At 31.9% G+C, this 12,512-nt stretch carries 11 protein-coding genes; 7 read left to right on the top strand and 4 right to left on the bottom strand.

Annotation, left to right across the window (positions count from 1 at the left end; genetic code table 11):
- Positions 1 to 630: 630 nt before the first annotated feature.
- Positions 631 to 816 (bottom strand): DUF5325 family protein, encoded by a 186-nt coding sequence (locus LQ609_RS01735; RefSeq protein WP_016911319.1) that lies wholly within the window; start codon positions 814 to 816, stop codon positions 631 to 633.
- Between the two features lie 221 nt (positions 817 to 1,037).
- Between LQ609_RS01735 and typA the strand changes: the two genes are divergently transcribed.
- The gene (typA, locus tag LQ609_RS01730) at positions 1,038 to 2,885 is read left to right on the top strand and encodes a translational GTPase TypA (RefSeq protein WP_078356809.1); all 1,848 of its coding nucleotides are present in this window, start codon (positions 1,038 to 1,040) and stop codon (positions 2,883 to 2,885) included.
- A 5-nt stretch (positions 2,886 to 2,890) separates the two neighbouring features.
- On the top strand, positions 2,891 to 3,229 hold the full coding sequence (locus LQ609_RS01725) for a YlaH-like family protein (protein WP_078356810.1): 339 nt from the start codon (positions 2,891 to 2,893) through the stop codon (positions 3,227 to 3,229).
- Positions 3,230 to 3,266: 37 nt separating this feature from the next.
- Here LQ609_RS01725 and LQ609_RS01720 read toward each other — a convergent pair whose 3' ends face one another.
- The gene (locus LQ609_RS01720) at positions 3,267 to 3,410 is read right to left on the bottom strand and encodes a DUF2197 domain-containing protein (protein WP_078356889.1); all 144 of its coding nucleotides are present in this window, start codon (positions 3,408 to 3,410) and stop codon (positions 3,267 to 3,269) included.
- A gap of 5 nt (positions 3,411 to 3,415) precedes the next feature.
- Entirely contained in the window at positions 3,416 to 3,898 is a 483-nt protein-coding gene (locus LQ609_RS01715) for a hypothetical protein (protein WP_078356811.1), read from the bottom strand.
- 140 nt (positions 3,899 to 4,038) lie between these two features.
- Here LQ609_RS01715 and LQ609_RS01710 point away from each other — a divergent pair, with 140 nt between their 5' ends.
- The 3 genes from LQ609_RS01710 (at position 4,039) to LQ609_RS01700 (ending at position 9,166) form a co-directional block, all read left to right on the top strand.
- Positions 4,039 to 4,314 (top strand): Fpa/YlaN family protein, encoded by a 276-nt coding sequence (locus LQ609_RS01710; protein WP_016911324.1) that lies wholly within the window; start codon positions 4,039 to 4,041, stop codon positions 4,312 to 4,314.
- 66 nt (positions 4,315 to 4,380) lie between these two features.
- Positions 4,381 to 5,577, top strand: coding sequence for an FtsW/RodA/SpoVE family cell cycle protein (locus tag LQ609_RS01705; RefSeq protein WP_078356812.1), 1,197 nt, complete (start codon positions 4,381 to 4,383; stop codon positions 5,575 to 5,577).
- A gap of 139 nt (positions 5,578 to 5,716) precedes the next feature.
- The gene (locus tag LQ609_RS01700) at positions 5,717 to 9,166 is read left to right on the top strand and encodes a pyruvate carboxylase (RefSeq protein ID WP_239734253.1); all 3,450 of its coding nucleotides are present in this window, start codon (positions 5,717 to 5,719) and stop codon (positions 9,164 to 9,166) included.
- Positions 9,167 to 9,225: 59 nt separating this feature from the next.
- On the opposite strand, the gene LQ609_RS01695 is transcribed toward LQ609_RS01700, so the two are convergent.
- Positions 9,226 to 10,137 (bottom strand): COX15/CtaA family protein, encoded by a 912-nt coding sequence (locus LQ609_RS01695; protein WP_078356814.1) that lies wholly within the window; start codon positions 10,135 to 10,137, stop codon positions 9,226 to 9,228.
- Between the two features lie 356 nt (positions 10,138 to 10,493).
- Between LQ609_RS01695 and cyoE the strand changes: the two genes are divergently transcribed.
- Complete coding sequence (gene cyoE / locus LQ609_RS01690; protein WP_170167678.1) at positions 10,494 to 11,399, top strand: heme o synthase; 906 nt, start codon at positions 10,494 to 10,496, stop codon at positions 11,397 to 11,399.
- A gap of 37 nt (positions 11,400 to 11,436) precedes the next feature.
- Complete coding sequence (gene coxB / locus LQ609_RS01685) at positions 11,437 to 12,504, top strand: cytochrome c oxidase subunit II (protein ID WP_078356816.1); 1,068 nt, start codon at positions 11,437 to 11,439, stop codon at positions 12,502 to 12,504.
- Positions 12,505 to 12,512: the final 8 nt, after the last annotated feature.

Below are 12,512 nucleotides of genomic sequence, written 5' to 3'. Positions count from 1 at the left end.
TATTTTTTGTATAAAATATTTTGGGATGTCGTAGATTAACTAGTGACTTAATCTACAACTTGGTTGAACTCTTCGATTAACTTACGACTTAATCTACAACTTGGCCGAACTCTTCGATTAACTAGTGACTTAATCTACAACTTGGTTGAACTCTTCGATTAACTAGTGACTTAATCTACAACTTGGTTGAACTCTTCGATTAACTTACGACTTAATCTAAGACTTGGCAGAACTCTTCGATTAACTAATGGATTAATCTACAACTTATCTCATTTTTCTATAAAAATAGCTATTAGCAACGATTTTGTGAAGTGCTGACGCCTGAGGGAATAGTATGTGTGAGAGACTACAGGCTCGAGCCATACCCCTAGGCAAGCATGCACGAACAAAATCGTAAGATTTTATAAAAATAGATATTGGTAACGATTTTGTGAAGTGCTGACGCCTGAGGGAATAGTATGTGTGAGAGACTACGGGCTCGAACCATACCCCTAAGCAAGCATGCACGTACAAAATCGTAAGATAAAAAAACAAGCATATCACTGTAAAACTGAAAAGTTCAGTTAAGTGATATGCTTATTTATTTTGAGTTAGGATTTATGTCCCAAGCACATATTATGTCGTTTATGATTATAGCCAGCCGTTTTCACGGTATTTCTTTTTAAGTGTAAAACCAAATCCCATTGTTGCGACGATTAGCAAAACTGCTAATAGCATAAACAAAATAGAACCTTCAGCTAATGCAAAGCTAAACACTAAAAGGAAAAATGTTACAATTAAAGCAAGTAGTACAAAGATTGCTTTAGATTTTTTCATTTATATCCATCCTTTAACCGTTTTCATTACTTTATTATGCGTCACATGTTTATAAAAATCAACCGGTTGTTATCAAACTACTTAATTAAAAAAATGGGAATTTGAGTAAATATGTTCAATAATAGTTATTTTTCTAGCGTTTTATGTTATAATTATCAAGTTATAAATATAAGTCGAATAAAAAGTCGATTAATTTTAAATCGGAGAGGAAAATTTTTTGCATGACTAATTTAAGAGAGAATGTACGTAACATTGCAATTATTGCCCACGTTGACCACGGAAAAACAACACTAGTTGATGAATTATTAAAACAATCAGGTATTTTTCGTGAAAATGAACATATAGCAGAACGTGCGATGGATTCAAATGATATAGAAAAAGAACGAGGAATTACAATTTTAGCAAAGAATACGGCGATAGATTATAAAGAACACCGTATTAACATATTAGATACACCTGGACATGCTGACTTCGGAGGAGAAGTTGAGCGTATTATGAAAATGGTTGATGGTGTCGTTTTAGTTGTAGATGCATACGAAGGAACAATGCCACAAACACGTTTTGTACTTAAAAAAGCACTAGAACAAAATTTAAAACCAGTAGTAGTAGTGAACAAAATAGACAAACCTTCTGCTAGAGCAGAACAAGTTGTAGATGAAGTATTAGATTTATTTATCGAATTAGATGCTAATGACGAACAACTTGAATTCCCAGTTGTATATGCTTCTGCATTAAGTGGTACAGCAAGTTTAGATGCTGACAAACAAGATGAAAACATGCAATGTCTATATGAAACAATTTTAGATTACGTTCCTGCACCTATTGATAATAGAGATGAACCGTTACAATTCCAAGTTGCATTATTAGATTATAATGACTATGTTGGACGTATCGGAGTTGGACGTGTATTTAGAGGTACAATAAAAGTTGGACAACAAGTTTCACTAGTTAAAATTGATGGTACTGTTAAAAACTTCAGAGTATCTAAAATATTTGGTTTCTTTGGTTTAAACCGTGTTGAAATTGATGAAGCATACGCTGGCGACTTAATCGCAGTAAGTGGTATGGAAGATATCAACGTTGGTGAAACAGTTACACCTCATGATAATGTTGAAGCATTACCTGTTCTACGTATTGATGAACCAACATTAGAAATGACTTTCTCAGTAAATAATTCACCATTTGCTGGTAAAGAGGGTACTTTTGTTACTGCTCGTAAAATCGAAGAAAGATTAGAAACTCAATTAGAAACAGACGTATCTTTACGTGTAACACCAACTGAATCACCTGATTCATGGGTAGTTGCTGGACGTGGGGAATTACATTTATCTATTTTAATTGAAAATATGAGACGTGAAGGTTTTGAATTGCAAGTTTCTAAACCTCAAGTTATTGTTAAAGACGTTGATGGTGTTAAATCAGAGCCATACGAACGTGTTCAAATTGACGTACCAGATGAATATACTGGTGCAATTATTGAATCATTAGGTTCTCGTAAAGGTGAAATGTTAGATATGCAATCTAACGAAAATGGTCAAACTAAATTAATCTTTATGGTACCAGCTCGTGGATTAATTGGTTACTCAACTGAATTCATGTCAATGACTCGTGGTTATGGAATTATTAACCATACATTCGATTCATATCGTCCAAGAATTAAAGGACGTATTGGCGGAAGAAGAAATGGTGTTCTTGTTTCTATCGATAAAGGTGTAGCAAGTACTTATGCTATCATGAACTTAGAAGATAGAGGCGTAAACTTCATGGAACCTGGAACAGAAGTATATGAAGGAATGATCGTTGGGGAAAACACTCGTGAAAATGACCTAACTGTAAACATTACAAAAGTTAAAGCAGCTAACAATATTCGTTCAGCTACAAAAGAACAAACAACTACTATGAAAAAACCAAGAATTTTAACACTTGAAGAAGCATTAGAATACTTGAATGATGATGAATTAGTAGAAGTAACACCAGAATCTATTCGTTTAAGAAAAAAAATCTTAGATAAATCAGAAAGAGAAAGAGCTCAGAAGAGACAAAAAATGGCTGAACAAGAAGAGGAGTGATATAGATGCTCTTAGTTGCTAAAAATGTAAGTGTTAATCCAACAGACAGGCTTTCATTTTTTGGTAAGTTATTTAGAGTAGATGAGAACCCAGAGCTTGGTATGTGGCTTTTATTATTAACAATATTCGTATTAAGTGCGATAGTTTATAATTTAGGGTTTGCAAGAAAACTTAAGTTTTGGCAAAACATTATTATCTATATATTACTGTTTTTAGGTTGTTTATTATTAACATTTCTTGCAGTATTTTTACCTGTAGGAGAAAGTTTAATAATAGCAGCAATTGTTTTAGGTCTTTATCGCTACAGACTTCATAAAGAAAGACGTAGCCAAAAACAACAATAAAAAAAGGTAGCTCATTGTGAGCTGCCTTTTTTTATTTCTAAGATTTTGGTTTATCTAATTTACTTTTACAGTCATCACACATAAATGTACGAATAGGGTGATTTCTTAGTCGTTTTGCTTCTTTAGATTTAGAATCTAAATTAACGATAGAATCACAGATTATACATTTAGCTTTCATAATCATGGTTAAACAACCTCAATTTCAGCTACATAGCTGAATTTATTTTGATATCCATTTTCTTGATCATAAGTGAAAGCATCAATCTTACCATCTTTATAAATCATTTTTCCTTCTTTAGAAAAGTGGAAGAATAAGTATGGCCAGTTTTCAATCGGTATTTCTATTGAATCAGTATCATTTTTTAAAACAACTTTAGTCGCATTATCATTCGGTTCAGAATTCTTTATGAAAGGCATTGCATTAATTACGAAGCTTTCTTGTAGAAATGAACGTTTTTTGTAAGTTGTTTCGCTATTTAAAGTAGGTGGCATTGTAGCACCTTCTAAAATAGCACGGTTCCATGCTACATTGTTCTCAAATTCAATTGGTCTTTCTCCATTAAAGATTCCTTGTTCTAAATCTTCAATTTTTACTTTACGATCATCAAATATCCAAGTTGTTGCGTCTAGTGTAATAGTAAATTTTGAATTCCCTTTAATTTGTATCAATTTTTTCACTCCTATCAAATTCACAATTTAATTTTAACATACTTGTAATTAATAACCTTCTGTTTTCGCTTGCAATTTTCACATTTCTAGTCTAAAATTTTATAAGTATAGAAACATAAAAAATTAAGGGGGAGTATGTCATGCATAACGATTCAGAAATTTGTCAAAAGGCATATGACCAATTATATAACGATTCTGAAAAAATCCTTCAGTTAATAAAGGTACAAATGGACAACTTAACAATGCCTCAATGTCCTTTATACGAGGAAGTTTTAGATACGCAAATGTTTGGTCTTCAAAAGGAAGTAGATTTTGCAGTACAAATTGGACTTGTTGATAGAGAAAAGGGTCAGACACTTATGGCAAGTTTAGAAAAGGAACTATCTAAATTGCATGATGCTTTCACAAATGCTTAAATGATACAAAGTCTAGAGAGGAGAAATCTTTCTTTAGACTTATTTTTTTAGAATTGGAATGAGTAGATGGACTATATTAAAAGTTTTTTTCAGTACATTAAGAATTACTCAAAATACATAGATTTCACATTGTTAATAACGTATATTATTTTATCTTTGATAGGTTTAGTCATGGTATATAGTGCAAGTATGGTAGCTGCTACAAAAGGTACTTTAACTGGTGGTATACCTGTTGCAGGCACATACTTTTTCATTAGACAATTATTGTATTGTATAGTAGGATTTTCCATTGTCTTTTTCATGTCATACTTTATGCATATTAATATTTTGAAAAATAAGCGTGTTCAACAAATCGTGATATTCACTATTTTTGGATTACTTATACTAACATTATTAATTGGTACTGAAATTAATGGTGCGAAAAGTTGGATTAACCTCGGATTTATGAATTTACAAGCTTCAGAAATATTAAAAGTAGCTATGATTTTATATTTATCTTTTATTATTGATAAAAGACGAAATCGACTCAAACAGTTTAAACTTGCACTAATGATGCCATTGTTCCTAATTGGTACTTGTATAGGATTAGTTTTATTACAAAATGATACTGGACAAGCACTTATACTTTGTATGATTGTATTATGTATATTTGCTTATTCTGGAATAGGTATTAAGGCAATTTTAAAATGGTCTGGTCCTATCTTTGCAGGTGTAGTGTTATTAGTTATTTTTAGTATTGTATTTAAAGGTGGCATATTATCTCAGCACCAAGCTGACCGTTTCCATGTGCTTGAAAATCCATTCAACTATGAGAGTGGTATCGGTTATCACTTAGCTAACTCGTTATTAGCAATTGGTAATGGAGGTATTTTTGGTAAAGGATTAGGTAATGGTATTATGAAATTAGGTTATTTGCCTGAACCACATACCGATTTTATCTTTGCAGTTATTGCTGAAGAATTAGGGTTAGTAGGAGTGCTAATCATTCTTGGTTTACTACTATTTATTGTATATAAAGGATTTTTATATGCAGCATTAACAGATTCTTATTTCTTTAAACTTGTATGTGTAGGAATCTCAAGTTATATAGGTGTACAAACGTTTGTTAACTTAGCTGGTATTTCTGGAACTATACCATTGACGGGTGTCCCTTTACCATTTATGACATTTGGCGGTTCGTCTATGTTGAGTTTAAGTATAGCTACAGGAATCTTACTTTTAACTGCTAAACAAATTAGAATTGATCAATATCACAGAAAATAATATGTGCATATTTAATCAGTGAATTTAATAAATTATATGAAAAAAGCGGATTATAGTAGAATATAATCCGTTTTTTTTATATAATAGACTAATATATTGTTTTTAGAATATTCAAATACATTGAGGGGAGCCTCCAATTATGAGCAAAATAAACAAATTATTAGTAGCCAATCGAGGCGAAATTGCAATTAGAATTTTTAGGGCGGCAACAGAATTAGATATTGAAACAGTAGCAATTTATTCTAATGAGGATCTAGGAGCTTTACATAGATATAAAGCTGATGAATCATATTTAGTTGATGAAAATCTTGGACCAACAGAAAGTTATTTAGATATAGAAGCGATTATTAAAGTAGCTAAAAAAGCAGATGTCGATGCGATACATCCGGGGTATGGCTTTTTAAGTGAAAATGAAACTTTTGCAAAACGATGTGCTGAAGAAGGCATTAAATTTATTGGTCCAGAACTTAAACATTTAGATATGTTTGGCGATAAAGTTAAAGCGAGAGCAACAGCTATTGAAGCTGGAGTACCAGTTATCCCTGGGACAGAAGGTTCTGTACAATCTTTTGAAGAAGTTGAAGAATTTACAAAACAAAGTGGATTTCCAGTAATTATTAAAGCTATCTCAGGTGGCGGCGGTAAAGGTATGCGTATCGTAAATGATGCAAGTGAATTAGAAGATTCCTATCAACGTGCTAAATCTGAAGCTGGCAAATCATTTGGAAATAGTGAAGTTTATGTCGAAAAATACATAGATCAACCTAAACATATCGAAGTACAAGTAATAGGGGACGAACACGGCAATCTCGTTCACTTATACGAAAGAGACTGCTCAGTTCAACGAAGACATCAAAAAGTTGTAGAGGTAGCACCATCTGTATCATTAGGTGATGAGCTTAGATATCGTATTTGTGATGTAGCCCTAGACTTAATGAATAAAATCGGTTACGTGAACGCAGGTACTGTAGAATTTTTAGTTTCAGGCGATGAGTTTTACTTTATTGAAGTAAATCCACGTGTACAAGTAGAACATACAATTACAGAAATGGTAACTGGTGTGGATATAGTTAAGACTCAAATATTAGTTGCTGAAGGTGAAAATTTATTTGGCGATAAAATTGAAATGCCTAAGCAAGAAGATATTAAAACTTTAGGCTTTGCAATTCAAAGTCGTATTACAACTGAAGATCCTTTAAATGACTTTATGCCTGATACAGGTAAAATTATTGCTTATCGTTCAAGTGGTGGCTTTGGAGTTAGACTAGATGCTGGTGATGGGTTTGAAGGTGCAGAAATTTCGCCTTATTATGATTCTCTATTAGTGAAAGTATCAACTCACGCAATGTCATTAAGACAAGCAACTGAAAAGATGTTACGTTCCCTTAAAGAAATGAGAATTAGAGGTATTAAAACTAACATTCCATTCCTTTATAACGTAGTAAACCATGAGAAATTTGCTAAAGGTACTTATACAACTAAATTCTTAGAAAACAATCCAGAATTATTTGAAATAACACCATCACGAGATAGAGGTACTAAGACACTACAATATATTGGTAATATATCTGTAAATGGTTTTCCAAGTGTTGAAAAAAGAGAAAAGCCTCATTTTGAAAAATTTAAAATAGAAGAAGTAACAAAAGAAGAACTATCAGCTTTATCAGGTACTAAACAAATTCTAGAACAACAAGGTCCAGAAGGCGTTAGTAAATGGTTAAAAGAACAAGAAGAAGTTCTTTTAACAGATACTACATTTAGGGATGCACATCAATCACTATTAGCAACTCGTATGAGAACTTATGATATGTTGCAAATTGCACCTGAAACTGCGAAATATTTAAATGATGCCTTCTCATTAGAAATGTGGGGCGGTGCAACATTTGATGTAGCTTATAATTTCTTAAAAGAAAATCCATGGGAACGTTTAACTAGATTACGTAAAAAAATACCTAATGTATTATTCCAAATGTTATTAAGAGCATCAAACGCAGTAGGTTATAAAAACTACCCAGATAATGTTATAGAAAAATTTGTTCAAGAAAGTGCAGATGCTGGTATAGACGTATTTAGAATATTTGATTCACTAAACTGGTTAGATCAAATGAAAGTTGCCAATGAAGCGGTACAAAAATCAGGAAAAATTTCTGAAGGTGCTATTTGTTATACGGGTGATATTCTAAATCCAGAAAGATCAAATGTATATACTTTAGATTATTACGTCAATTTAGCAAAAGAATTACAATGTGAAGGTGTTCATATTCTTGGTATAAAAGATATGGCAGGTTTATTGAAACCTAAAGCTGCATATGAACTAATTAGTGAATTGAAAACACAAATTGACATACCTATTCACTTGCATACACACGATACAAGCGGAAATGGTTTATTAATATATCAAAGTGCTATTAGAGCAGGTGTAGATGTAATAGATACAGCAGTTGCAAGTATGAGTGGAACAACATCTCAACCTTCTGCAAACTCTTTATATTATGCTTTAAGTGGTAACGATAGAGATGTAAGAACAAATATAGATGGCCTAGAAAGATTATCTCAATATTGGGATACAGTAAGAAATTATTATTCTGACTTTGAAAGTGATATTCGTTCACCACATACTGAAATTTATCAACATGAAATGCCAGGTGGACAATATTCTAACTTGAGCCAACAAGCTAAAAGTTTAGGTTTAGGTGAAAGATTTAATGAAGTTAAAGATATGTATAAACGAGTTAACTTATTATTTGGAGATATCGTTAAAGTAACACCATCTTCAAAAGTAGTAGGTGATATGGCATTATACATGGTTCAAAATGATTTAGACGAACAAAGTGTTATTAAAAGAGGAAACTCATTAGACTTTCCTGAATCAGTAGTGTCATTCTTTAAAGGCGAAATCGGCCAACCAGTAAACGGATTTAATAAAGAATTACAAAAAGTAATTTTAAAAGGTCAAAAAGCAATTGAAAAACGACCTGGCGAATTATTAAAACCGGTTGATTTTGATGCTTTACGAGAAGAGTTACAAACTAAACAACAAGGTGAAGTTACAGAACAAGATTTAATAAGCTATGCAATTTATCCTAAAGTTTATGAACAATATATTAAGACTTATGAAAGTTTCGGTAATTTATCATTGTTAGATACACCAACATTCCTATTTGGTATGGCTAAGAATGAAACAGTAGAAATAACGATAGATAAAGGTAAAATTCTTATCGTTAAATTACTTTCAATTGGTCATGTATACGAAGATGGACATCGTTGGGTATATTACGAATTAAACGGACAACCAAGAAAAGTATATGTAAAAGATGAACACGTAAAAGTTTCTGAAGCTGTACTTCAAAAAGCGGATTTAAGTAATGAATCTCACATCGGAGCTCAAATGCCTGGAACTATATCAGAAGTTAAAGTTAAACAAGGCGATGAAGTCAAACAAGGTGATGCATTAATCATTACAGAAGCAATGAAGATGGAAACAACAATTCAAGCGCCATTTGATGGCACAATCAGTAATATTTATGTTTCAGCTGGTGACAGTATTCAAACACATGATTTAATTATTACGATAGACAAAGCAGAATAATAGATAAAAAAAGCCTCTTAATTCTTATTGTAAAAGAATTAAGAGGCTTTTTTAAATAATTATAATTTTCGTTTGGATCTTCTAATAAGCATAATGAAATAGCATAATAAGCCAAATAGTAATGTAATGAATAATGCATGAAGTAATGCAATAAATAAATTCACTCTAGTTATTACGGATAACGCACCAGTCGTAACTTGTAAACATACTAATATGAATGCTAATAGCCAGCCGTACTTAATGACACGATATTGTGTATAATTTTTAAATGCATGAATGAAAATGTATAAGATCCATATAAATATGAAAAATGCTAATGTTCTATGAGACATTTGAACCCATTCATAAAAGTTTTGTGGTAACCCAATATTTCCATTTTGGCAAAGTGGCCAACTTAAACATGCTAAACTCGCATCTGCATGTCTAACTAATGCGCCTGAATATATTACGAAGTAAATGTATGTTGTTACAGCGAAAGTGTGAAACTTTAAATGATTATTTATTATTAAACTAGTTGCTTCGAATTTCTTGTCAACTTCATAAATGATTAATGTAAGTAATAAAACTGAAGCAAAGCTAATAAGTGATATTCCAAAGTGTAAAGATAAAATAAAAGCATTTTGTTGCCAAATAACTGCGGCAGCACCAATAAGTGCTTGTGCAAAAATAAATGCAATACTTGTTATCGATAGAGGTTTAACTTCTCTAATGTGTCCTAATTTAACCCAGCTTATATAAGAAAGCATACAAACTAATATAAGTGCTAAACCAGACACACCTCTATGAGCTAATTCTATAATCGTTTCAATTGGCCAATCTGAAGGAATGAAAGATCCATGACATAATGGCCAAGAACTACCACAACCATCAGCAGAACCAGTTTTAGTTACGAGTGCTCCACCTAATTGTACAAATAACATTACGATTGTCGCTAGAGTTGCTAGCCATTTCAAAAATTTATCACTAAACAATACGAACACCTCAAGTAAAATTTAAATTCATATTTATAGTACATAAAATGGGCTATATTCTAAAATAAACCTTATTTATATTTAAAAATATGATAGAATTTAAGAGAACAACGTATTAACAATTGTTATTACTTTAATACGATTCTGATTTAAACACTAATATCTATAGTATAACAATGAATGAGCATTGTAAATGTTACACAATAATGACTTTTTATGCGTACTCAGAAGGAGTAATAAAATGTCAAAATTTTGTTTCAAAAATGTATAGATTATGTGACAATTTTCATATATCATTGAGTTATATGTGAAAGATAATGGAAGGAGGGACAAAATTGCAACAAAATCAATATAGTGTGACTTCTGAAAAAGACATAGGCACAGGACGTCTCACGTTATATGAAATTAAAGCCATCATTAAAATGGGTCTTGTTCAAGGGAATCTGATCCCAACATTTGCAGGTGCATGGCTTGCAATAGTATTTGGTGGATTTAACTTCTTCCAAAGTTTGCCGATTGTACTATTAATGATAGTAGGGTCAACACTTATTATGGGTGGAGCTTGTGCTATTAACAATTACTACGATCAAGATATTGATTCTATAATGCCATCAAAACAAAAAAGACCAACTGTTAATGGAAGAATCAGTGATCGCCACTTAATTCAATTGAGTTTTGGACTAATGATTTTGGGTGAAATTTTACTATTCATGATTAATATTCCAACAGGGATAATTGGATTGCTTGGAATATTTGGTTATGTCGTGTTGTACTCAATTTGGTCTAAGAGACATACCGTATGGAATACGGTAGTTGGTAGTTTTCCAGGTGCAATACCACCATTAATTGGTTGGGCGAGTATTGATCCATCATTAAGTCCGCTTGCATGGACACTATTTTTAGTGTTATTCGCATGGCAACCTGCTCACTTTTATGCTCTTGCTTATCGTCGTAAAGATGAATATGCTTTAGCTAATATACCAATGTTACCATCTGTAAAAAGCTTTAATAGAACGCGTTTGAGTATGTTACTTTGGGTAGTACTTTTATTACCTTTACCGTTCTTGATGACTCAATTAGGTACTGTATTTATAGTTATTGCTACATTACTTAATATAGCTTGGATGATATTAGCTTTAAATGGATTTAAAAAAGAAATAAACAAATCAAAATGGGCTACGAGTATGTTTGTATTTTCTTTAAACTATCTTGTTATTTTCTTTGTAATGACGGTTTTAGTTACTGTTGTACAATTAATATAATTAATATGAATGAATGCATGAAAGAGGGGTTAAACGAATGAAGACACGTTTAAAAAACACGAAAATGTTTGCTTTGCTTGCGACACTGCTATTTGTGTTAGCAGGTTGTGGCGAAAAACATTTATCAGTACTTCGACCAGCTGGTGAAGTAGCTGATAAACAATTCTTTTTATTAATGCTTTCTATAGGCATTATGTTGCTAGTTATTGTTGTAGTTGTTATTATTTTCTTAATTGCAATGATTAAATTCCGTCGAAAAAAATTAGGTGAAGATTTTGTACCTAAAGATGTTGAAGGTAATCATAAATTAGAATTAGTTTGGACAATCGTTCCAATTCTTTTACTTATTATTTTAGCTATCCCAACAGTAATACTTACGTTCTCATTAGGAGATACTAAAGCTATCGACAAAGTGGATGAAAAAGGTGAAAGTAAAGAGCTTGTAATAGATGTTACTGCTAACCTTTATTGGTGGGAGTTTAGTTATCCAAACGAAAAAATTGTTACAAGCCAAGAACTTGTAGTACCTACAGATAAAAAAGTTTACTTCAGATTACATTCTGCTGATGTTAAACACTCATTCTGGGTACCTGCAGCTGGTGGTAAAATGGATACTAACGTAGAAGGAATTAATAAATTCTACTTAGAATTCAATGATAAAAAAGCAAAAGATGTTAAAAATTTATTCTACGGTAAATGTGCTGAGCTTTGTGGACCTTCACATGCATTAATGGACTTTAAAGTAAAAGCCTTACCACAAGATGATTTTGACAAATGGGTTAAAGATATGAAATCTGTTGATAAACCTGTAGCTGCTACTTCTAGCCAAGCTAAAGAAGGTGAAAAGGTATTTAATAAATCATGTGCAGGATGTCACGCTGTTACACCAACAGGAGAAGGTGCTAAAGGACCTAACCTTACTAACTTTGGTGATCGTGATTTAATTGCAGGTTATTTAGAACATGATGAAGAAAACCTTAAAAAATGGATAAAAGACCCAGAAAGTATTAAACCAGGAAATAAAATGACTGATCAATACAAAGTTTCTGATGAAGACATTGATGCTTTATCTGCCTACTTAATGGAAAGAAAAGTCGATAAGTAAGAATTGAA

Source organism: Mammaliicoccus sp. G-M28 (assembly GCF_022386595.1).
Classification (GTDB): domain Bacteria; phylum Bacillota; class Bacilli; order Staphylococcales; family Staphylococcaceae; genus Mammaliicoccus; species Mammaliicoccus fleurettii.
The sequence above is the reverse complement of the archived record's forward strand: the minus strand, read 5'-3'. Positions and strand labels throughout refer to the sequence as shown.